This window comes from Bacillus sp. FJAT-49711, assembly GCF_018343715.1.
Classification (GTDB): Bacteria; Bacillota; Bacilli; order Bacillales; family Bacillaceae_C; genus Lederbergia.
Genome location: NZ_JAGYPL010000001.1, coordinates 1,347,347 through 1,370,049, shown reverse-complemented (window position 1 = coordinate 1,370,049; position 22,703 = coordinate 1,347,347). Strand labels below are relative to the sequence as shown.

24 protein-coding genes, 1 tRNA gene and 1 pseudogene are annotated in these 22,703 nt (G+C 36.2%); 20 read left to right on the top strand and 6 right to left on the bottom strand.

Going from position 1 to position 22,703, the window contains the following annotated elements:
* Nucleotide 1: 1 nt before the first annotated feature.
* The 7 genes and pseudogenes from spoVAC to KHA96_RS06580 all read left to right on the top strand — a co-directional run bounded on the left by spoVAC (nucleotide 2) and on the right by KHA96_RS06580 (nucleotide 3,738).
* A complete protein-coding gene (gene spoVAC / locus KHA96_RS06610; protein ID WP_213128449.1) occupies nucleotides 2-478 on the top strand; it encodes a stage V sporulation protein AC in 477 nt (158 codons plus the stop codon).
* Nucleotides 478-1,494 (top strand): stage V sporulation protein AD, encoded by a 1,017-nt coding sequence (gene spoVAD, locus KHA96_RS06605; RefSeq protein ID WP_213128448.1) that lies wholly within the window; start codon nucleotides 478-480, stop codon nucleotides 1,492-1,494. The genes spoVAC and spoVAD overlap by 1 nt, the downstream gene beginning before the upstream one ends.
* 27 nt (nucleotides 1,495-1,521) lie before the next feature.
* The gene (spoVAE, locus tag KHA96_RS06600; protein ID WP_213128447.1) at nucleotides 1,522-1,878 is read left to right on the top strand and encodes a stage V sporulation protein AE; all 357 of its coding nucleotides are present in this window, start codon (nucleotides 1,522-1,524) and stop codon (nucleotides 1,876-1,878) included.
* A gap of 142 nt (nucleotides 1,879-2,020) precedes the next feature.
* Nucleotides 2,021-2,119: pseudogene (locus KHA96_RS06595) on the top strand (YjcZ family sporulation protein); the annotation flags it as partial.
* Between the two features lie 122 nt (nucleotides 2,120-2,241).
* Complete coding sequence (gene spoVIF, locus KHA96_RS06590; RefSeq protein WP_213128445.1) at nucleotides 2,242-2,493, top strand: sporulation-specific transcription regulator SpoVIF; 252 nt, start codon at nucleotides 2,242-2,244, stop codon at nucleotides 2,491-2,493.
* Between the two features lie 101 nt (nucleotides 2,494-2,594).
* The gene (locus KHA96_RS06585) at nucleotides 2,595-2,810 is read left to right on the top strand and encodes a hypothetical protein (RefSeq protein WP_213128444.1); all 216 of its coding nucleotides are present in this window, start codon (nucleotides 2,595-2,597) and stop codon (nucleotides 2,808-2,810) included.
* 28 nt (nucleotides 2,811-2,838) lie between these two features.
* Nucleotides 2,839-3,738 carry an MBL fold metallo-hydrolase gene (locus KHA96_RS06580; RefSeq protein WP_213128443.1) on the top strand — a complete coding sequence of 300 codons (900 nt, stop codon included), beginning with the start codon at nucleotides 2,839-2,841 and terminating at the stop codon, nucleotides 3,736-3,738.
* Nucleotides 3,739-3,933: 195 nt separating this feature from the next.
* Here the strand turns inward: KHA96_RS06580 and KHA96_RS06575 are convergent, their stop codons facing one another.
* From KHA96_RS06575 to KHA96_RS06565, 3 genes are all read right to left on the bottom strand, one after another.
* Nucleotides 3,934-4,359 (bottom strand): GNAT family N-acetyltransferase, encoded by a 426-nt coding sequence (locus tag KHA96_RS06575; protein ID WP_213128442.1) that lies wholly within the window; start codon nucleotides 4,357-4,359, stop codon nucleotides 3,934-3,936.
* Nucleotides 4,360-4,361: 2 nt separating this feature from the next.
* Nucleotides 4,362-4,877 (bottom strand): YjcG family protein, encoded by a 516-nt coding sequence (locus KHA96_RS06570; RefSeq protein WP_213128441.1) that lies wholly within the window; start codon nucleotides 4,875-4,877, stop codon nucleotides 4,362-4,364.
* 124 nt (nucleotides 4,878-5,001) lie between these two features.
* Nucleotides 5,002-5,721 (bottom strand): alpha/beta hydrolase, encoded by a 720-nt coding sequence (locus KHA96_RS06565; RefSeq protein WP_213128440.1) that lies wholly within the window; start codon nucleotides 5,719-5,721, stop codon nucleotides 5,002-5,004.
* A gap of 183 nt (nucleotides 5,722-5,904) precedes the next feature.
* On the opposite strand from KHA96_RS06565, the gene KHA96_RS06560 reads away from it, so the two are divergent.
* The 4 genes from KHA96_RS06560 to KHA96_RS06545 all read left to right on the top strand — a co-directional run bounded on the left by KHA96_RS06560 (nucleotide 5,905) and on the right by KHA96_RS06545 (nucleotide 9,868).
* Entirely contained in the window at nucleotides 5,905-6,933 is a 1,029-nt protein-coding gene (locus KHA96_RS06560) for a TAXI family TRAP transporter solute-binding subunit (protein WP_213128439.1), read from the top strand.
* A 99-nt stretch (nucleotides 6,934-7,032) separates the two neighbouring features.
* On the top strand, nucleotides 7,033-7,548 hold the full coding sequence (locus KHA96_RS06555; RefSeq protein WP_213128438.1) for a DUF1850 domain-containing protein: 516 nt from the start codon (nucleotides 7,033-7,035) through the stop codon (nucleotides 7,546-7,548).
* A complete protein-coding gene (locus KHA96_RS06550; RefSeq protein WP_213128437.1) occupies nucleotides 7,532-9,478 on the top strand; it encodes a TRAP transporter permease in 1,947 nt (648 codons plus the stop codon). The genes KHA96_RS06555 and KHA96_RS06550 overlap by 17 nt, the downstream gene beginning before the upstream one ends.
* Before the next feature lie 318 nt (nucleotides 9,479-9,796).
* Nucleotides 9,797-9,868: transfer RNA gene (locus KHA96_RS06545), tRNA-Val, on the top strand.
* Between the two features lie 410 nt (nucleotides 9,869-10,278).
* Here the strand turns inward: KHA96_RS06545 and KHA96_RS06540 are convergent.
* Entirely contained in the window at nucleotides 10,279-10,521 is a 243-nt protein-coding gene (locus tag KHA96_RS06540; protein WP_213128436.1) for a hypothetical protein, read from the bottom strand.
* A 165-nt stretch (nucleotides 10,522-10,686) separates the two neighbouring features.
* The gene (locus KHA96_RS06535) at nucleotides 10,687-11,676 is read right to left on the bottom strand and encodes a prenyltransferase (RefSeq protein WP_249315291.1); all 990 of its coding nucleotides are present in this window, start codon (nucleotides 11,674-11,676) and stop codon (nucleotides 10,687-10,689) included.
* Nucleotides 11,677-11,811: 135 nt separating this feature from the next.
* Here KHA96_RS06535 and KHA96_RS06530 point away from each other — a divergent pair, with 135 nt between their 5' ends.
* The 3 genes from KHA96_RS06530 (at nucleotide 11,812) to KHA96_RS06520 (ending at nucleotide 15,605) form a co-directional block, all read left to right on the top strand.
* Entirely contained in the window at nucleotides 11,812-13,119 is a 1,308-nt protein-coding gene (locus KHA96_RS06530) for a uracil/xanthine transporter (protein ID WP_213128435.1), read from the top strand.
* A gap of 11 nt (nucleotides 13,120-13,130) precedes the next feature.
* Nucleotides 13,131-13,883, top strand: coding sequence for a (S)-benzoin forming benzil reductase (locus KHA96_RS06525; protein WP_213128434.1), 753 nt, complete (start codon nucleotides 13,131-13,133; stop codon nucleotides 13,881-13,883).
* A gap of 264 nt (nucleotides 13,884-14,147) precedes the next feature.
* Complete coding sequence (locus KHA96_RS06520; protein WP_213128433.1) at nucleotides 14,148-15,605, top strand: RNA-guided endonuclease InsQ/TnpB family protein; 1,458 nt, start codon at nucleotides 14,148-14,150, stop codon at nucleotides 15,603-15,605.
* Between the two features lie 44 nt (nucleotides 15,606-15,649).
* On the opposite strand, the gene shc is transcribed toward KHA96_RS06520, so the two are convergent.
* Nucleotides 15,650-17,500: a squalene--hopene cyclase gene (gene shc, locus KHA96_RS06515; protein ID WP_213128715.1), complete on the bottom strand. Its 1,851-nt coding sequence runs from the start codon at nucleotides 17,498-17,500 to the stop codon at nucleotides 15,650-15,652.
* Nucleotides 17,501-17,685: 185 nt separating this feature from the next.
* Here shc and KHA96_RS06510 point away from each other — a divergent pair, with 185 nt between their 5' ends.
* From KHA96_RS06510 to KHA96_RS06490, 6 genes are all read left to right on the top strand, one after another.
* Nucleotides 17,686-18,747: a DUF2515 family protein gene (locus tag KHA96_RS06510; protein ID WP_213128432.1), complete on the top strand. Its 1,062-nt coding sequence runs from the start codon at nucleotides 17,686-17,688 to the stop codon at nucleotides 18,745-18,747.
* The gene (locus KHA96_RS23470; protein WP_481748210.1) at nucleotides 18,680-19,135 is read left to right on the top strand and encodes a CBO0543 family protein; all 456 of its coding nucleotides are present in this window, start codon (nucleotides 18,680-18,682) and stop codon (nucleotides 19,133-19,135) included. Before KHA96_RS06510 ends, KHA96_RS23470 begins: the two co-directional genes overlap by 68 nt.
* 136 nt (nucleotides 19,136-19,271) lie before the next feature.
* A complete protein-coding gene (locus KHA96_RS06505; RefSeq protein WP_213128431.1) occupies nucleotides 19,272-20,123 on the top strand; it encodes a basic amino acid ABC transporter substrate-binding protein in 852 nt (283 codons plus the stop codon).
* Between the two features lie 130 nt (nucleotides 20,124-20,253).
* Nucleotides 20,254-20,913 (top strand): amino acid ABC transporter permease, encoded by a 660-nt coding sequence (locus KHA96_RS06500; protein ID WP_213128430.1) that lies wholly within the window; start codon nucleotides 20,254-20,256, stop codon nucleotides 20,911-20,913.
* Entirely contained in the window at nucleotides 20,910-21,632 is a 723-nt protein-coding gene (locus tag KHA96_RS06495; protein WP_213128429.1) for an amino acid ABC transporter ATP-binding protein, read from the top strand. Before KHA96_RS06500 ends, KHA96_RS06495 begins: the two co-directional genes overlap by 4 nt.
* Nucleotides 21,633-21,725: 93 nt before the next feature.
* A complete protein-coding gene (locus KHA96_RS06490; RefSeq protein ID WP_249315289.1) occupies nucleotides 21,726-22,670 on the top strand; it encodes an AEC family transporter in 945 nt (314 codons plus the stop codon).
* Nucleotides 22,671-22,703: the final 33 nt, after the last annotated feature.

Sequence of the window (22,703 nt, the reverse complement as noted above, 5' to 3'; positions counted from 1 at the left end):
TATGGCCCAAAAAAATAAAACGAAAACTCCTGAACAAATTCAATATGATCAAATGCAAAAAAAGCATGAACTTAAAAGACCGATATTAAAAAACTGTATTCGTGCATTTTTTGTTGGTGGCACGATTTGTTTAATTGGCCAGGCGATTACTTATTTTTATATTTATTACTTTGATTTTACAGAAAAAACAGCAGGAAATCCTACCGTTGCCACGATGGTTTTTATTGCGATGATCCTAACGGGGTTCGGGCTCTATGATCGACTCGGTCAATTTGCAGGAGCTGGAAGTGCCGTTCCTGTGACAGGATTTGGCAATGCAGTCATTTCCTCCGCTATAGAGCACCGAACAGAGGGCTTAGTATTAGGAGTGGGAGGAAATATTTTTAAGTTAGCAGGCTCGGTCATTGTGTTTGGTGTTTTTTCAGCTTTTGTAGTTGCTCTTATTAAGACCTTCTTCATGCAGTGGGGGGGATTCTAATGCTTCAGGGCTCACAATCATGGGTTTTTCAAAATCAACCCGTCATTCTTTCTACGGGAGTTGTTGGTGGTCCTTTTGAAAAAGAATGTAGAGTAGCGATTGATTTCGATAAATTTCATGATGACCTATGGATGGGCCAGGATTCATATGAAAAAGCCCAACGGGTTCTATTGGAGGATGCCGTACAAATTGCATTAAGGAAAAAAGGATTAAAAGAAGATGCGGTTCAATTTTTTCTCGCGGGGGATTTAATCAATCAAATTACTCCTACAAGTTTTGCAGCAAGAACAAATCAAATTCCTCATTTAGGGCTATTCAGTGCATGTGCCGTATCAACGCAGGGACTCGCTTTGGCCGCAATGATCATAAATAATGGAGGAGCAAAGCGCATTCTAACTGGAGCCGCAAGTCATAATGCTTCAGCGGAAAAGCAATTTCGCTATCCGACTGAGTATGGAGGGCAAAAACCACCAACTGCACAATGGACAGCTACTGGTGCAGGTGTTGCATTAGTGAGTGCGAACGAAAATCTACAACATCCCCATCCAAGAGTCGTCGCTGCCACTATTGGAAAGGTGGTCGACCTAGGACTTTCGGATCCATTTAATATGGGTGGCGCAATGGCACCAGCAGCCGTAGATACAATCCAGCGTCATTTTTTTGATTTGAAAATTGATCCATCTTATTATGATTTAATCATTACAGGCGATCTCGCGGAAATAGGAAGAAATACAGCATTAGAGCTATTTAATGAAAAGGGATTATCAATCGATGAACGTTTATTCCAAGATTGTGGTCTTCTGCTTTATACCCCGGAACAGCAAGTATTTGCTGGTGCGAGCGGCCCCGGGTGTTCTGCTACAGTCATGTATGGCCATTTACTAAATCAAATGGCCAAAGGGGTGTACAAACGAATTTTAGTCGTAGCAACAGGAGCATTATTATCTCCATTATCTTTTCAACAAAAAGAAACCATACCATGTATTGCTCATGCAGTAGCAATTGAATATAGTTAGGCATCTTATATAGGAAGGGTGAAGTGTATGCTTGCCATGTTTTTGTGGGCATTTATTATTGGTGGCTTAATTTGTGTAGTTGGACAATTAATGTTTGATGCCGCAAAATTAACACCGGCGCACACGTTAAGCATTTTAGTTTGTATGGGTGCTGTTTTGGCCGGATTTGGGCTTTATGAGCCACTAATTGACTTTGCAGGGGCGGGTGCAACAATTCCGATTACAAGCTTTGGAAATTCATTAGTGAACGGAGCTATGTTAGAAGCTGAAAAACACGGAATCATTGGTGTAATGACAGGTATGTTTGAAGTAACTTCTTCAGGAATATCAGCCGCTATTATTTTCGGTTTTATCGGAGCTCTTGTATTTAAACCAAAAGGCTAATCAGAGTTAAAGTTTTAATTTTCATGTATATGCCCATACAGATTACACTTTTGCCACATAAATTATTATGGATACAACAAAAGTGAGGTGAAAGTGTATGTTTGGATATGGCGGTTTCGGTGGCTGTGGTGGTGGCTGTGGTTATGGTGGCTATGCCGGCGGCTTCGGTGGTGGAAGTGCATTTGTATTGATTGTTGTACTATTCATCTTGCTGATCATAGTTGGGGCCAGCTTTTGCTAATGTAAAAACGTAAAAAGATGGAATACATCAATATGAGTATTCCATCTTTTTTTTCTATCTATTTCACTAATTGATATGTACCTTCATATCATATAAAGATGAAAGGGAGGGAGCGGCTAGTAATGGAAAATCAATTTTTTAAAAACATTGAAAAGAAAACAGGAGTTAACATGAATGATATTTTTGAATTAGCCAATTCATTGCAAAATGCTAATTTCAAGGATGAAAAAACAGTAAGAGGAATAATTAAAAGAGTATCCCAATTGGCAAATAAGCCTGTCCCGAAAGAACTTGAAGATAAAATGGTGCAAACCATCATCCAAGATGGAAATAAGCTTGATTTAGGTTCAATTAGTAAAATGATCAATAAATAAAATCATTTAGCTGCCCCTTCAAATGGGGTAGTTATTTTTAATATTATAAATGTTTATAATAAATAAAATAGGGAATAAGATGAGAAAGGGGTGAAGTAAAAATGGGATATATTGCACCGATAACACAATATCAATACATACAATATCATGATCGTGTAAGGGCAAAAGAAAGTAAATTAGATCCTTATCCAATAACTACGGTTCCAAAAGTAAACTTGTACACAAACAACCAATACCATAAAGTCGGTAGTGAAAAAAACGAATTGGTAATGGAAAAAATAACAGGAAAAGGAAGGCATTTCAGCGAATATGTATAAAAGCATATTTGAAAGGAATGTCTTTTTTATGTTGACAAAAATATCTGATACTTGTTTTTATATAAAAGGTCATGTAAACATAGGCTACGCAACAATAGATGGAAAGGGCTTACTAATCGACAGCGGGTTGGATAAAGGGGCTGCCAAAAAAATTATAAAAATACTAAAGCAACATGATCTGCCTATAAACTTTTGCATCATTACTCATGGGCATGTAGATCATTACGGAGGTGCCGCTTATTTACAAAGGGAGTGGGGGGTGAAGCTTTTCGCTTCCAAGATAGAATCTGCATTTGTTCAAAACCCAATCCTTGAGCCGATTTATTTGTGGAATGGGGCTATGCCAATTGGGGAGTTGAGAAATAAGTTTTTAGAAGGAGAAGAAGCCCATATAAATAACATTTTAAATGAAGGAATTCAAACAATGGGTCCATTCTTATTTGAAGTGCTTCCATTTCCAGGGCATAGTTATGGACAAATTGGAATAATATTTGATGGTGTGTTGTATGCTGGGGATTCATATTTCGGGAGAAAAGTATTGGATAAGCATAAAGTTCCGTTTATTGTTGATGCGAAAGCGACGATAAATACGTTAGAAAAAATTAGTTTCATTTCATGCCACGGTGCTATTCCAGGGCATGGCGATTTTGAGGTAGAGTTTCAAAAAACAATCGTAGAAAATATTAAGTGTCATGAAGATATTAAATCGTTTTTATTGACGAGTTTAAAAAATGCAAAGAATGGTATTTCAATGGATGACCTACAAACACAGTTATTCCTTCAATATGAATTAACCCCTGCCAATATTGGGTCGTGGCTATTGTATAGAACATCTTACACTGCTTACATTTCATCTTTAATTGAAGACGGTTTCGTGTCTGTTTCAATCAAAGACCAGAAACTCTTTTTAAACTTTGAACAAAATTAAAGCCTCGGTCATATATATTAGGGACTAGCTTCAGCGACAATCAACTAGCAAATTTCTTGTCCTTGTTCCTACGATCAGGAGGTCAGAATCGCCTTGACAGGCTCATCATATTCCCGATATCGCAAGTCCTAAGTAGTGAAATTTGTACGTGAATTGTGTAAGGCGCCTACGCTTTTAATGGACCAAGGCTTGTTCTTAAGTAATATTTTTTTCCATCGTTTTATGTGGAATTCCTGCATCTAGAAACTCTTCTGACACGACACGATATCCTAATTTCTCATAAAATGGAATAGCGTATGTTTGTGCATTAAGTTTAAGAATTTTAATACCACTCTTTTTTGCGTAATGTTCAATCTCAGTCATGATTTTATTACCTGCGCCAGTACCACGTTCGTCTGACAATACACAAATACGCTCTATTTTTCCTTTTCCGTTCAGCACCCTAAATCTACCGGCACCGATTGGAATGTCTTTAGAATATAGGACAAAGTGGTCTGAACTATTTTCAAATTCATCTATTTCAAGTTCTAAAGGTACTTTCTGTTCTTCAACAAATACGGTCTTTCTTATGTTAAAAGCATCTTGAAGCTGAGCTTCCGAATGGGCTTTGACTACTATCATATTTACTGTGGATCCCTTCCTAATCGAAATGTTTCATACACTGTCCAAGAGTCATTTTCTAATTGATAAACTAAATGGAAGCGGTCAATGATTTCTTCATGATTAATTCCAAGCATACGTAAGGAACCATATACATCAGAATGCTCATCATTCGATAATTTTTGAGCAATCGTTACGTGGGGAACAAAAGGATGTTCAGGTTTTCCTCCAGGGAGGTGCTCATAGCAATCTTCATTCAGCCCTTGTAGCTCGCCATGGTTCTCAGCTTTAAAATAGATGGTATTCGTGATAGGTTGGAATGAACTTACTTTATGGATTTTTAAATTAAAAGGCTCATACTTTTTAGCGATTTCCTCAAGCTTATCAGTCAATTTTTCGGCATCCAAATCAGTATTAAAAGCAGCTTTTAACGTTAAATGCGGTGGAATTAAGGCATAGTGAGGATCATACCGCTTTCGATAAGAGTTTGCCAAATCCTGTAATTTTTTGGATGGGAAAATAACGATGCCGTATTTCATTTTCTTTGCCTCCTTTTTTCATACTAATGTTATGTTTTGGCAATTATAACATTCAATATCACTATATCAAATATTTAAAAAACTTTATATAGGATGCAAGTAGTTTATTTTGTGACAAAAAGATTTAAGTAAACATTCTCAACAAAGCTCTTTTAACATCTGGCTGCCAATATTTCCAAGAATGACCTCCATCAAATTCATCATAAAATGTATTATATCCTTTTTCTTTAAAAAGCTCATGAAGCTCCCTATTTGGTGTTAAGAAATCACGATTATTCGATATTTTGACAACAGTTTCCTCTTTTCCAATAACATGGTAAATGTCAAGATGTGAGTAGGTTTGATGATTTTCAACAGTTTTGAGTACAGTATCATTTACAAATGGTGAGTGTAAAATAACATTCCCAAATATATTTGGATATTTTAAAGCTGCCATTAACGAAACAGTCCCCGCCAGGCTGTCTCCCATAAGTGTTCTACCTTTACCCATTCCCGTCGTTGGATACTCCTTGTCGGCCCAAGGTACAAGCTCGTGAGCTAAAAATCGGATATATGCTTGATTTTGTTCGCCGGATGGATGGTATTTATTTCTTCTATCCGTGACACTTTTATAATGTACCCCAACAATAATAATATTTTCCATTTTATTTTCTGCAATTAGTTCATCAGCAAAACGGGCTAAACGACCCATTTGGAAGTAATCTTTTCCATCTTGGACGATTAGTAAAGAATATTTGTATAGCGGTGAAAAGTTTGCAGGCAAATACACTAATAAAGATAAAGTTTCATCAAGTACATTGCTCTTAAAATCAATGTCATGAATAGTTCCTTGTGGGAATGACATCTACATTCCTCCCTATAAAACGTATTGGTGAACATTTTATCATATATATCATTAAGTCATAGTAATAGATGCATGCGCTGTTCTTGATATAGGTACAAAGTCTTGAAATAAGCGTTTTTTGTTCATTTAAAAGAAATGTATGATAAAATTGTGAACAGAATTAACATAAAAGGAGGAGAACATATGAAAAGGAAAAGTCTTTTTTTAGGCGCAGCACTATTGATCATGTTGTCCATCTTCTTAACTGCATGTGGAAGCAGTGATAAGGAAGGCGAAAAAAATAATACTGGCGGAAATAAAGAGTCAGAAAACACAAGTGAAGGGAAAAAAGATTACGGTATTAAATTCCTAAGTATCGCGACCGGTGGTACAGGAGGTACGTATTATCCACTTGGCGGTAATTTCGCAAGTTTTATTCAAGATGCTACTGGAATTGATTCCAATGCGGTAACTTCCAATGCGTCTGCGGAAAATATGGCGCTTATTAAGAAGGAAGAAGTAGAGGTTGCTTTTACGCAGACGGATATTGCTACATATGCAAGTGAAGGTACGATGATGTTTAATGGCGATAAAGTTGAGAATGTAAGAGGGCTTGGAACATTGTATCCAGAGACCATTCAAATTGTTACTACTGCAAAAACTGGTATTAAATCGGTGGAAGATTTAAAAGGAAAGTCTGTTTCTGTTGGCGAAGCTGGCTCAGGTACAAGGGCTAATGCCGAACAAATTTTAGAAATGTATGGAATGACAGTTGATGATGTGAAAGCGCGTAATTTGTCCTTTGATGATTCTACCACTGGTATCCAAGATGGAACAATCGAGGCTGCTTTTATTACAGCTGGAACTCCAACAGGTGCCGTTGAAGGATTAGCTGCTACCGAAGATGTAGTCATAGTCCCGCTTGATAGTGATAAGATTGATGCCTTAATTGAAAAGTATCCATATTATGCTAAAGATACAATTGCTGAAGGGACCTATGGTTCAAAAGCTGAAATTGAAACAGTTGCGGTTCAGGCAATGCTCGTTGTCCGCAGTGATTTGACTGATGATCTAGTATACGATATTACAAAATCAATTTTTGAGAATACAGATAAAATTGGCCACGCAAAAGGGAAGTTGATAAAAACTGAAAATGCACTGAATGGTATGGGAATTGAACTGCATCCCGGTGCTAAAAAATATTTTGATGAAAAAGGTGTTTCAGCAAAATAATTAGGTGGAATAAAGGAATAGGCCGTTTCTCACCATCCGGCCTATTCTTTCTACTTTCATTTTTTGGAACAGCCACACGTTATAGTGGGAGAACTGATTGTGAAATATGTAAAAATTAGCCTTTTCGCCATTATTATTTTTTTACTATTTTGTATACCTTTCCAAAAATCTCTATGTTTAGAAAAAGGAAACTCAGGGAAGGTCCTCGCTTATTTTCCAATACAAAAAACTAACAAAACCTTTAACATACTATATACGCATTCCATTCATCTTTCTGATGTGAAAGAGACGTACATAATTTTAAATAACGATACGATACGTCAAAGTGAATTAATGTATGAAGATACGTCAATTGGCATGCCTTCCAATGCTGAGGAAGGTGAGATTTTTGAGGTTAAGGATGGGAAATATATTATTCGTAATATGAAAAGAGAGTTTAGCAGTATTGATATGCGTGTTGCTCAGGTCGTAGGTGATCATGTACTAATGGTGGATGGGCACCAAATGAAGTTTAGTTCCATTGCGGAACCAGGATCACATATCAAGGTAAATGTAAGGCGATTATCTTTGTGGCAGTTATGGAGAGGAGTGAACATAGTTGGTAAATCAACATGAAACATTATCAGCTGAACAACAGCAGGAAATATTAGAGAAGTATGACCCTGAATCGGCGACTAGAAAATTAAAAGGAACAATGGGGATCATTGTTTTTATAGGCTTGCTTGCATTTTCAACTTTTCAACTATACGCATCCATTGCACAAACAGTGCCAAGGCAAATATTATTATCCGTACATTTAGGCTTTGCTTTATCTCTCATATTTCTTTTATTTCCAGCAAGTAGGAAAACAAGAAAAAAAGACTCGGTCGCTTGGTATGATTACATACTAGCCTTACTTGCCGTTGGAGTCGGAGCTTATTGGCCATTGATGTTGGATACAATCGTTAATCGAGTAGGTGTATTGACAACTCTTGATTTAACGGTTGGAACAATTGGCATCTTATTAACTTTAGAGGCCACGAGACGTGCAGTCGGGCTGCCAATTACGATCATCGCCACTTTATTTATGGCATATGCCTATTTTGGACAGTCTATGCCTGGATTTTTGGCTCATCGTGGGTTGAACTTCGAAGGACTAGTAAACACGATGTTTTTTACATCTCAAGGAATTCTTGGAACACCATTATACGTATCTGCTACTTTTATATTCCTATTTTTGCTGTTTGGAGCATTTCTTGTCAAAACGGGTGTTGGACAATATTTTAATGATCTGGCGCTATCCATTGCTGGGAGAAGAATCGGTGGTCCTGCAAAGGTAGCCATTTTTTCAAGTGCCCTTCAAGGTACAATAAGTGGAAGCTCTGTTGCAAATGTTGTAACATCTGGTTCTTTTACGATTCCTATGATGAAAAGGCTTGGTTATAGGAAGGAATTCGCAGGAGCTGTTGAGGCCGCTGCATCTACTGGAGGGCAAATCATGCCTCCTGTTATGGGAGCTGCAGCTTTTTTAATGGTAGAGTTTATTGGAGGAATTAGTTATTGGGATATCGCGAAAGCAGCAGCCATTCCGGCGATTCTTTATTTCTCTGGAATATGGATTATGACTCACTTCGAAGCGAAAAGAGTGGGGCTTAAAGGACTGCCAAAAGAACAACTACCAAATCGAAAAGAAGTTTTATCAAAAATATACCTTCTTATCCCTATTTTAATGGTCATTATTCTTTTAATGAGTGGAGTAAGTGTTATGAGGGCCGCTCTTTGGTCTATCGTTGGAACGATCGTAGTGAGCTCCATCCGCAAAGATACACGAATTGGTTTTACAAAAATGATTGAAGCATTGGTCGATGGGGCCCGAACAGCATTATCAGTAGCTGCAGCAACCGCCTCTGCAGGGATTATCGTAGGGGTCGTTACCAAAACAGGACTCGGATTAAAACTTGCCAATGGTCTTGTCGGGCTTGCGAATGAACAATTACTATTAACTTTATTTTTTACGATGTTAACTTCGATCGTATTAGGAATGGGATCCCCGACGACAGCTAACTATGTTATAACATCGACGATTGCGGCTCCAGCTATTATTTTGCTTGGAGTACCAGCACTTTCTGCTCATCTTTTCGTATTCTATTTTGGGATTGTCGCTGACATCACACCACCAGTGGCGCTAGCTGCTTTTGCCGCAGCCGGGGTGGCAGGTGGAGAACCAATTCGAACAGGGGTGAATGCATCAAAACTGGCAATTGCTGCATTCGTCATACCATACATGTTTGTACTATCACCAGAACTATTAATGATAGATACATCGATCCCCTATTTATTATGGGTTGTGTTCACTGCTTTTACAGGTATGATTGGAATCGGAGCAGGGATCATCGGATATTGGTATAGAAAACTATATTGGTTTGAGCGGATTATTGCAGTAGCAGCGGGGCTGATGCTCATGTATCCAGAGGGATTGTCTGATACCATAGGCATGATTCTATTCGTTATTTTAGTTGCAAGCCAAATTATGACGAAAAATAAAGGAAAGTATAAGTTGGCATAATATCATTCGTGGGATGCGATAGGACCTGTCAAAGACAACTATTAATTAATAGAAAAGATTACGGACTCTAATTTGAAAAAAAAGATTTGAGTCCGAATTTAAGTGTGATTCGAACTGAAAATAGAAAAACTTAAGATTTGGGTCCGATTAGGGTTTGATTCGGACCCAAAATTGAATAATGAACAGAATTCATGTGTAAGGAAATTTTAATTCTTTCTTAATATGACAATCTAATAGATAATCATGAAATATGTAAAAATACGTTGACTGATTGCTTAGTTCATTGTATATTATTAAGTGTCCACTACCATTACATACGATCCGATAGTTCAGTGGGAGAATACATCCTTGACAGGGATGGGGTCGGGGGTTCGAATCCCTCTCGGATCATCAGAGAAGAAAAGGCGCATTCCATTTTGGAGTGCGTCTTTTTGTATAATTAGGGGTAGTACAATAAAAAAGCAAGTTCTCAATCTTTAATTAATATTATTACTGTATATTCTGCGAAATACAGTATTCCATCCAAATTTTAATCGAGTTAGTAAACAAGCTTCTCTAACGATAGTTAGGAGGAGAAATGATATAAATATACAGGAATAATCTGCATCTTTTCTGCGCTAACAAAATATGTATACGATGGATAGTGGAAAGGTCTAATAATCAATAAAAATCCTCTATGTCTTTTCGCAACAATGATAAAACTTGCTGTAAATGCAAATAGATTTTCGTTCTAGGAACATCTTCATCCCGTTACTTTTCAGGGATTAAAAAGGCAGTCACAAAAGTGCTGCCCTGCATCCTTACCACCAAAAGAAATTGAAGAAACCAAATCCGAAAGGAACAAAGAATGGTGCTCCGAAAAATGGACGACGTCCGAAAAATCCAAATCCGTAGCCTCCATAAGAATTTGAACTAAGTTCAGATATTTCCAGTCCATCCTCTCTAACCTTAACGACTTTTCCTATTCTCCATTCACCGTTTCCATTTCGAAATCGAATCATCTGTCCCTCAAAATGAGATTGTTTTTCGTGATTATTTTCCATAATGGAAACCCTCCTCTCATAAGAGACTTTTAATAAGATATGAAAGGAATTTAGAAATGAAAGGGCATGTAACTAAATCTTGTCCGTTATTATAAAGAAAATGATGAGGAAATTATAATCAAGTATCTAGAGTGTAAAAAGCTCTTTTCAGGGCTTTTTACAGGTTTAAATGGTAAAAGTCAAAATAGACGCGATCGTCATTACAATACCAGTAATGATATAAATTTGTATTGTTTTTTGATTGGCTTCTAATAGTTTTGGAATATCATTCATATGTTTTTTTGTTATTGCAATCGTTTTAATGGCAAGCGGCAAACTAATCAAGCCTAATAGCCATATAGGATTTTTCAACAAAATACCAAGCAAAGCTAGACTTATATAAGCACCACCGTATAAAACTGCATAAATGATAAGCCCATTTTCTTTTCCCATTCTAACAAGCCAATTACGCTTGCCGCCTTTTAAATCAGCTTCATAATCTGGATATTGATTGATCCAAAGAATAGCTGTTATGAGAAATGCAATTGGCAGACCAGCTATAATCACTTCCCAGTTCCATGTACCTGTAAGTAATAGGAATGTACCGCACATGATTAATGGTCCAAATGCTAATCCGACAGCTAGCTCACCCATGCCTCGATAATTTAATTTAAAAGGGGGGAGACTATAAAAGACTGCTAGAGACAATCCGATGATTCCTATCCAAAAGATAGAAGGTTCTTTTAATATAGCAATTAAGATGCCAATAATGAATGCCCCTAATAAGGTGAGAACTGCAATGACCATCGTTTCATTAATGGTTAACTTTCCATCTACAATTGTTTTTTTGCCTCCGCTAAATGGATTTCTTTTATCTTCCGTAATAAAGCGATCCACCCCAGTTTGGAAGTCGACAAATTCATTAACAGCATTTTTTCCGATTTCAATTAAGTAGATTCCTAATAAAGCGAGTACAAACCATCCAAAATCAAATGTTTTCGTATAACCATAAGATAAAGCTGCTGCCACAAACATTGGGATAGTTGACGCAATCCAAATTTTCGGATCAGATAATTGCCAAAACCCTTGCCAAATTCTTTCCATCATGGCCACCTTCATTCTAATAAAATTACTTTCATTAGATATTGTGAAATTATTCACAATATCTAATTTCATTGTAGCATATTTTTCTTAAAATGGAGCAATTTTTATTATTTTTTGTGAATAAATAAAGAGAATTTTATTTTGAGATATCAATCCGTTTTTTTGTTAAAATGAAATTTGTGACTTATCTTAGAAAGTGGGGAATTCATGCGTAATCAATCTTTTTCATTAACAACAATGTTTGCTTCGGTGCAATGGCTATTCTTTATATTTGCTAATATTGTCGTAGTACCTGTTTCGATTGGCTTTGCGTTTGAGCTTTCTTCTGCCGATATTGCATCATTACTTAGAACGTCATTGATTGTAACTGGAATTGCATGTATGCTGCAGGGGTTATGGGGCCATCGTTTTCCTGTAATGGAAGGTCCGTCAGGCGTTATCTGGGGGATGTTATTAAACTTAAGCCTATCCGCTCCAGTGTTAGGATTAAGTTTATCGGAAGTTGGAGGAGGCATAGCAACGGGGATGCTGCTTGCTGGTACAGTGACCATTTTGCTTGTTGTTTTCAATCTCATTCCATTTATTCAAAAAGTATTTAGCCCAATGGTGTTAAGTGTGTATTTATTCCTTTTAACTTTTCAGCTCGTATTTGTATTTTTTAAAGGAATGCTAAAGGTAGATACTGATGGTACGTTGAATCTACCTATAACATTATTTTCATTTTGTGTTGCCATCTTCGTTGCACTTTTAAAAATTAAAGGCAATAAAATGATTGGTAATTTTTCAATTTTAATTGGAATAATCGCTGGCTGGATTATATATCGATTTCTATTTCCAGCTGAACAGCAAATAAGTACGGGATCGGCTCATCTTTTTTCATTATTTCCTCTAGGAAAGCCTAATTTAGAATTTGGAATTATTGCTATTACCTTTTTAGGATGCCTCATTAATTTGATCAATATAATAACATCTATCAATGCAGCCTCTAAATTAATGAACGAAAAAGCAGAAATGGGTCGATATCGAAATTCATATTTATTATCAAGTTTATATACCTTTGCTGCATCTTTGTTTGGGCTAGTTTCATATGCACCATTTACATCATCTATTGGCTTTTTGGAGAGTACACAAATCTTTAAGATAAGACCTTTTATCATTGGTGGGGCGCTTATTTCTTTACTTGGGATCATTCCGTACTTTTCTTTATTACTTGCAACACTGCCAATATCAGTAGGAAATGCAGTTCTTTTTGTAGCTTACCTTCAGCTTTTTGGAACCTCACTAAAAAGTTTGGGAGGATATTCTTTTAATTCCATAACCATTTACCGAATTGCTGCCCCCGTTCTCATTGGTGTTTGTTTAATGACAGTTGGAACTGAACTGTTTAGAGATTTCCCTGCTGTTCTTCAGCCTCTCATTAGCAATGGGTTTATTATGGGTGTACTTATATCTATTTTTCTTGAATCGGTAATAAATTGGGATACGACAGTCGTGGAGAAAAAATCAGTAGAATAGGAGAGGAAAGTATGCACATTTATATTATCACTGGTGCATCAAAAGGTATTGGCCAAGCATTATGTAAGCAGTTATTACAAGAAAATCACTTAATTATTTGTGTAGCTCGAACGAAAAGTGAAGAACTTATTCAGCTTGCTAATGAAAAAAACGATAAACTAGTTTTTCTTGAATATGATTTAGCTAAAAGTTACGGATTAGAGGCATTAATGGGAGAAATATGTAGACATTTTCCTGAACAACTGCAATCCATTACTTTGATAAACAATGCTGGAGTGATCGATCCTATAGGACGGACAGAAAATAATGATTCAGATGCCATTATAAAGAGCATTGCCGTAAATTTAACAGCACCTATGATATTAACATCAGCGTTTATAAAGCAATTTCATAAATATCAGATACCTAAGAAAGTCATCAACATTTCTTCCGGTGCGGGTCGAAATCCATATACCGGCTGGAGCAGTTACTGCGCTAGTAAAGCGGGGCTTGATCATTATTCAAGAGTAGTTTCTGAGGAACAGAAAAATGTAAAAAATAGAGTCAAAATAATTTCCATTGCCCCAGGAATTATAGATACCGGCATGCAAGGAAGAATACGTGCAAGCAATAAGAAAGATTTTGAATTGATTGACCGTTTTGTAGAATATAAAAATAAAGGCATGCTAAGTTCACCGGAAAATACTGCTATGAAGCTTATTCAAGTTATTGAAAGTGATGATTTTTATGAACTCGAGCCTGTTGTGGATTTAAGGGATTTTTAAATAGTAATTAGAAGTTCCTTCATACAACGGTTAGAAGTTTCAATCATTAAAAAACTATGAAAAATGGTTCGGTTCACTTTATGACAAGCTCTTATTCAAAACGTTCGGCAATCAGAAGGAAGTAATGATGAAATAGCATGTATAAGTCAAGAATACCCGTGGCTTCAGTCGTGGGATGAATGGGCTTTTTCTTTTTAGACCGCACCTCGTTGACGAACATTTGTTCCTGTGTTAGGGTATTCTTGAATGGAGGTGTGGACAGTAATGATAAATAAAATTCTTAAAAGAGATTACAGAACCTATCAAATAAACATTATGAAAGGCCATCGACTACACCCTTATTTCAATGAACTTTTCTTCCAGAGCAATAATTTGTATAACGCTTCAAATTTTTACATAAGACAAGTATATACAGCTTTGCATAGTAGCAAAAAATTGCAACCACTTCAACAAGAAGTGATGAACACGCTTAAAAATAATATGGAAAAAATGAATGAACGTCAAATCAATTCGCACCACAAAAGATTGGCCAAAGAAAAATTAAAGCCTATGGCAGAACAAAAAGAATGGAAGCCAAACTTGTTTGAACTCCCTTCCAAAGACAACTCTTTTTTAGGATCCCATTTTCTAGATTGCTTATTTAAAGTAATCAAGCAACCAGACTACTATTCCCTTCCGGGTCAAATGAATCAACAAGTCATTCGAAATGTCATTCAGAACTGGAAAAGTTTTTTCAAAAGTTTAAAAACATACAAAGCAAATCCTGAAAAATTCAAAGGAGCACCCTCTATTCCGGGCTACCTGCCAAAAGGCGGGAGAAAAGAAGCCATTCTTTCCAATCAGATTTGTAAAATTCAAGATGGAAAATTTCTTCGTTTTCCAAAAACAAAAATGAGGCTGAATATTGGTAAACTGGCCCTGCAGAATGCTGCCTTTCAACAGGTCAGAATCATTACAAAGTATGACGGTTTTACCGTTGAAGTCATCTTTCTAGTCGGATTTAAGAAAGAAGTTCCCGTTAAAAAAGAACGTTGTATGAGCATGGATCTAGGCATTGATAATATCTCTGCAATCGCGTTTAATACAAAAAATGCGCCCGTTCTTTTCAAAGGCGGCGTAATAAAATCAACCAGCCAATGGTACAACAAAATGCGTGCCTTTCATTACGCGGCACTCCGCAATGGACAAAAGCCAAAAGAAGGGCCATTTCATTCTAAAAAACTATCGACATTACATGCTAAACGGCATCGGAAAATGAAAGACTTTTTCCATAAAGTCAGTTTTCATATCTTGAAAATAGCCGTGGAAAACAATGTAGACACCATCATCATTGGAAAAAATAAAGATTGGAAACAAAACAGTAATATGGGCAAACGCAACAACCAGCATTTTGTTCAAATCCCTCATGCGTTGTTCATTGAGCTTATTACCTATAAAGCCAACGAGAAAGGCATAGCCGTCATCCTAACGGAAGAAAGCTACACGTCACGGGCCAGTTTTCTAGATGGCGATCTTATTCCGACCTACAAATTGGGGAATCAGACGAACCATCCATTCAGCGGAAAAAGGGTGAAACGTGGGCTTTACCGTACGAAAAACAACACAATCATAAATGCCGATATTAATGCAGCAGCAAATATCTTAAGAAAAGTAGTGCCGAATGCATTCGCAAACGGCATAGCGGCTGTGTGTTCCCAGCCACGAGTGGTCAATGTGCATTAGCACCAACCCTGAAACCCGCGATTTTAATCGTGGGAGGTTCATAATCAGTACTTTTTATCATAATTAGCCAAAGTCAATAACGGAAAAATATATTTATAACTATGATAATGAATGTAGAATGCGTCACCCATTCCTTGACCGACCGGGTAATCGACAGTCCAGTTATTCTTTAGAATGGCATCTTTCAGATACATAATTCCAGATTGAATTTCTTGAGTAGGTTTATTGTGAACTGCAATCAATGTATCTACTGCCCAGGCCGTTTGGGTGATATTACTCGCACGAAGAGGAATATACGTATGATTGAAATCACTTTGGCACGATTCACCCCAGCCGCCGTCCTTATTTTGTATACTTTTCAACCAATTAATGGCTTTTTGAATGTTGGCGTCCTTTGGCTCGCCTCCCGATGCCATAAGACCTGTAATAGCAGCCCATGTCCCGTAAATATAACAAATTCCCCAGCGGCCATACCATGATCCATCTTTTTTTTGGTCTTTTAAAAGCCAGTCTTTCCCGCTCTCTATCATTTTCGTATTCTTCGGTAGATTTGTATAGTGACCAAGAAATTCAAGCGTTCTGCCTGTTAAGTCCGCGCTGCTTGGATCTCCCAATAAAAACCTCGCACCTTCAATGGGCATTAAGTTAAATATTTTTTTGTCTACATTCCTTTCGAATGCTGGCCAGCCACCATCTGAATTTTGCATGGAAGTGACCCAATATACGCCTTTATCCCATGAATCGCGATATTGTGCATCTTGTTGAACGAGGGGAGAAATGGCACGCAACGATGCTGTCGTATCATCAACATCGGGCTCCATCGTATCAATATCTGAAAAGCCCCAGCCACCTGGTGGAATCCCCGGAGCGTGAATTGCCCAATCTCCATATTTATATTGTTGTCTACTAAGTAAATAATCATTTGCTTTTGTAATCATCGGATCATCAGAAGAGATTCCTGCCTTTTGGAGTGTAAAGCTTATTAAAGATGTGTTCCAAACATTCGCGGTTGTATATTGCATATGTGTATGCCCATTAATTTTACTTTTCATCGCTTTTAACCCCTCGACTGCTTTCACAATAAAAGGGTCTTTTCGTTTATGCCCTAAAGACAATAAAGCAAATATCATTAAAAATGTAGCACTGAAATAATTGTAAAAAGTACCATCTGGTTCTATACGATCAAGCATATATTGTTTTGCCCTTTGGATGGCTAGTGAGTGGATGTGTTGTGGCAAACCAATTATACTTTTGATCCCTTGCTCAATCGTTGAAAAAATACTTCTTGATTCACGTGTTTCCGTCCAATTGAAAAATTCATCGGATCTAGAAAGATATAAATCTGATAAATCCGGACTTTTTTTTGTTTTTTTACTATACTTATTAGCAGCTAAAATCATTAGAGGAGCTAAATTTGCCCTTCCAAAAGATGAAATATCAAAGAAATTTAATGGAAAGGAGGACGGTAAAAGTATGAATTCTACTGGTACTGGAAAGTGGATTTTTTGTGGAGTTTGTCCGGTTAATGCCAGCATTATTTTCGTAAACATATGTGCTTTTTCGATACCGCCATGGGCTAATATATACTTTTTCGCATTTCTTAGTGGTTCGTCGCTTTTTTTATAATAGCCTGAATATAGAAGTGAATAATAGGCCTCTACAGCAGGGGTAACATTTCCTTCTTCTTCATCGTAATATAATTTCCATGACCCATTTTTCTCCTGTTTGCTCAAAATACTCTCCGTTAATTCCAAAATTAACTCTTCATCATTTATTCCCAAAGTCCTTAATAAAATAATCATGTAAGCATCTGTGGATATCCCAGTATCAAACGCATAATCCCAAGACCCATCAGCCAATTGATCTTTTTTAAGTGTATTAATCAAACTTTTCATATGTTGTTTTACATGATGCTTTTCCACAAAAACAACTCTCCTTTAGGTTTATATCCATATACATATTCTTGAATAAAATAAAGGATTCATCATGGAGGTGATCAATCATTTTATTTCAGAAAAAAATAAAAAGAAAGAATAGGCTGCCTGAAAAGTTAACTATCTTAAAGTCTGAGTTAATAAAAATGCGGCGGAGAATTCCGATAAGTGAGAAGTTCTTGACTATGGAAGAAAAACAAATTCTTAATAGTATACGCTCACAAACTGCTCGATGGAATGTAAATAATATAACAAGAACGAAGGCATATCTTGATTTTTTTTGCAGCTATCCTGAGATTCATTGGGCATTTTTAGGACATATGGTTTCAAGAAATGGCGGTTGGAATATGACCGATTTGAAAGGGGACCTTGTTTCTAAACTAATGAGTGTTGAAACAAAAAATGTATTTTTTTCTTTCTTGGAGCGTGGAAATTGGCTGATTTTTCAAGATGCATTTCCGCAGTTTTTATTGTATGCAGAGTGCCGGAAAAGAAATAAAGGTCTATTTTATCTTTTGCCATATTTAAATGTATCGGTTTTTATGCAAGCCAATTGGGAGCATTATTGGCATTATAATGATTGTTACGTGCTTGCGATTGCACAAATCATTAATGAACAAAGCTATTTGGAGCACCGTATTATTCGTAATCCCAAGTATAAAGATAAAGTGCTAAATTCGCTTCAGTTTTTTTTACAAGATATTTTATCGTTCAATCATATTCTATTTCCTTTTTATAAAGGCAAAAAAATTACCTTATTAGGGCAGACCCTCCATCAATTTGATTCGTTGCATGAGAGAATTATGCTCGGCAAAAGATTATATTATATTCTTTTTAATAGTGGAGAACAGTTCGGAAAATTTTTTCATTGGGCTATTTCCAACCCTCATACTGGCTCACGAAAAGATTATTGGAAGGATGTATTTAATGATATTAATGAAGGGGTGCCTGGTAAACTGTCTCGTCGTTTAAATAAATGCAAAGTGAAAAAAGGTGAGGCAAAATTATATAGTCCTATTTTGAGAATGGCATGGAATAATGTCCAGCATCCTGCTGCAGAAATAGGTGATTGGTTTGTTCAATCGGATGTAATCCAATATTTGCTGAAAGATGATTTAGAAATCAAAGGAGAAATAGAAGGTGACTATTGTGAAGCATTGGAAAAACTCGAACTCGCGGCAATGGCAAAAAATATTATTTTCAAATAGACGTATTCCATATTTTATTACTATTGCTACAGCTGCTTTACTTGGGACTTTTTTAGATTTCTTTTATGTGAGCAACGGTTATTATGAGTTTCCGATTCGTCCATTTCCTAATATCTTTTCAATAAATATTGCTTTTACATTTTGCATCCTTCCAATGCTGACATGGTTATATTTATTATCCATGATGAAAATAAACAAGTTAGAAAGATTCATAGTCATATTAATGATTTGTTTTATTGTTCCTATAGGTGAAATGATTTCGGAAGAATTGGGACTTTTCAGGCATGGTGACTCATGGAATCACAGCATCTCTTTCATAGGATATTTTCTTTATCTGATTATTATATGGAAGCTATTTCAATCGTTGAATAGAGCCAATAGTTTTTGAAATGATGTAACGACTTTCCTATCTAATTATGAATAAATATACAAAAATTATAAATAAAAATATAGAAAAGCACTTGTAAACTCCTTAAATACAAGCTATTATACTTATATTGAATACATTACAAGGGGTTGGCACGATGAAAGTCTCATTCAAAAAATCATTATTTGCGCTTGCCGCCAGTTCTGCATTATTGTTAGCAGCTTGTGGCACATCGCAAGACGATTCTAATAAAAATGGCAGTAAGGATGAAAAGAAAATACTACATGTTGGGACAGAAGCAACATTCCCTCCTTTTGAATTAGTTGAAAAGGGAGAACTTACAGGATTTGATGTTGAGTTAATCCATGCTCTTGGTGAAGAAGCAGGATATAAAATTGATATGAAAAATACAGGCTGGGATTCAATGCTAGCAGGTCTCGATACGAAAGATTTGGATATCGGTATGTCAGGAATTACGATTAAAAAGGATCGTTTGCAATCATATGATTTTTCCATTCCATATTATGAGTCTGAAGGGTTCTTAATTTTATTTAAAGATAATATAGAAGTTAAAAACGCCGAAGATTTAAAAAATCTAAAGGTCGGTGTCCAAAACGGAACGACTGGTGCTGAGGCAGCAGAATCTGTTGTAGGACAAAACGCCAAAAACATTTCTAAATATGAATCTTCAGGTCTAATGTTCCAAGCGCTGCTAAGTGGAACTGTGGACGCCGCTGTAACAGACAAGCCTGTTGCCGAGGAATATATTAAACAAAACCCTGATAGCAATATTCAGTCAGTCGAAGATAAAGAACGCTTTAAGCCTGAATACTACGGGATTGCATTCCAAAAAGGCAGCCCTTATAAAGAAGATTTTGATAAAGCTTTAAATACATTGTTTGATAATGGAAAGTATACAGAAATTTACAAAAAGTGGTTTGATGAAGAACCAAATCTTGAATCTTTAAAAGATGCAAAAAATTATATAGAGACATTAAAAGAAGATTGATTAAATAGTAATTAGATTCTATTATTAATGTAGTGGCTGTCCTACGGCTCTTTGCCAGTAGACAGCCGCTTTTCATGAGATGACATTATTCAGAAAAATATATAAAAATAAGTAGAAAGGAGCTGCCATCATGGGAAATATTAGATTTGATATCATTATCGATTATTTACCGTTATTTATAAAAGGAACATTATTAACCCTGGGCTTTACAATTGCCGGTATTTCTTTAGGTCTCATATTAGGATTGATCATTGGATTAGGGAAAATGTCCAATAAACCATTTATTCGTTTTCCTTTTGTATGGTATATTAATTTTTTTAGGGGTACACCGTTCCTCGTGCAAATTCTGTTAATGCATTTTGCTATTGTTCCACTATTTATGTCTCCAGCCAACCCAATTGTATCTGCTATTATTGCACTGGCTTTAAATTCAGCAGCCTATATATCTGAGATATTTCGTGCAGGCATTCAGTCCATTGATAAAGGGCAAACAGAAGCAGCTCGTTCTCTAGGGATGACGCATGCTCAAGCAATGAGGCATGTTATTTTACCACAGGCAATTAAACGAATGATTCCACCACTTGGAAATGAATTCATTACGTTATTAAAAGAAACATCTCTTGCAGCTATCATCGCCGCACCAGAATTAATGTATTGGGGACGTGTAGCCGGTTCTCAATATATGAGGGTGTGGGAGCCTTATATATTTGTTTCCCTTATTTATTTAGTATTAACGCTGTCACTTACTTATTTAATGGATCATATTGAAAGGAGACTGAAGACCGAATGATCTCCGTAAAACATTTAAAGAAATCTTTTGGAAATAATGAAGTTTTAAAAGATATCTCTCTTGAAGTAAAGCCACAGGAAGTAGTCGTCGTTATTGGCCCTTCAGGATCTGGAAAATCTACTTTTATCCGTTGTTTGAATTTGCTCGAATCTGTTTCAGGCGGGCAAGTTGTTGTAACAGGCAAGGACTTAACAGATAAGAAGACAGACATAAATGAAATTCGAAAAAATGTTGGAATGGTTTTTCAGCATTTTAACTTATTTCCGCATAAAACAATTCTTCAAAACATTACACTTGCACCGATAAATGTTAAAGGAATGAAGAAAGAGGAAGCTGAAAAAAAAGCAAAGGAACTTTTAGCGAAAGTTGGCTTATCTGATAAAGCGGATGCCTATCCAGATTCTCTTTCGGGGGGGCAAAAACAACGTGTTGCCATCGCTAGAGCATTGGCAATGGAACCAAAGATTATGCTGTTTGATGAACCAACTTCTGCATTAGATCCTGAGATGGTTGGAGAAGTGCTTGAGGTTATGAAGCAGCTTGCAAAGGAAGGCATGACAATGATTGTCGTAACACATGAAATGGGCTTTGCACGTGAAGTCGGTGACCGTGTTATTTTTATGGATAATGGCTATATAGTGGAGGAAAATGTACCGAATGAGCTATTCTCCAATCCACAGCATGAACGAACACAATCATTTTTAAGTAAAGTGCTTTAAATTTGAAAGGCGTCTATTTCAATGGACGTCTTTTTTTTAGCAGGAATTACAAGGAATTTGTCGAATTAGATTTTAGTAGAATACGTTTGTATAATGGAAGAAGAGATAACCGGAATGGCACATTTATTTTTTATATTTGTTGATATCATTTTACCTGTATTTATTTTGATTGCTGTTGGAATCATTATGCAGCGAATTTTTCAGCTTGATCTTTATACACTTGCAAAAATAAATATATATTTTTTGAGCCCAGCTCTTATTTTTATTAAACTATATGAAAGCTCTTTCTCTTTATCGTTATTTTTGCAAGTAATCATGTTCAGTTTTGCATTTGTTGTGATATTGTATGTATTAAGTATGGCTACAGCGAAGCTATGTAAATTAAGCGATAAAATGAGACTATCTTTTTCAAACAGCATTATATTTTATAATTCCGGGAACTATGGCATTCCTGTTAACGATTTAGTTTTTAAACAAGATCCTTTTGCAATGTCGATCCAAATTGCTGTCATGGCCTTTCAAAATACACTAACTTTTTCTTACGGGGTCGTTGCTCTTAAGTCAGTGCATGGTGGAAAATTAAAAGCTGTTTTAGGCTATTTTAAAATGCCTTTGTTTTACGCCATGTTTATCGGAATTTTGTTTAATGTGTTAAATGTTCCCTTGCCAAATTTTATCCTTACACCTATATCATATATTTCAAATGCATTAATCGCTATGGCGTTGCTTACGGTAGGGGCGCAAATTGCTCATATTAATATATCTTTTACATATATTCCACTTTATTTAAATATTTTTTATCGTTTAGTAGTGGGACCAGTAATTGCTCTTATTGGTTTACTTTTGCTTGGATTGGACGGAGTTATTGCCCAAGCCTTGCTCATCTCAACCGCAATGCCTACATCAGTAAATAGTGCCATCATAGCGCAGGAGTATAATAATGAACCCGAATTTGCTTCTCAAACAGTTATCGCGACAACATTATTAAGTTCTTTTACGTTAACTTTAGTCATTTTTGTTGCCATGCATATTTTCTAAAGCTACTTTCTTTAAGTTTGTTGTTTGTAAAAG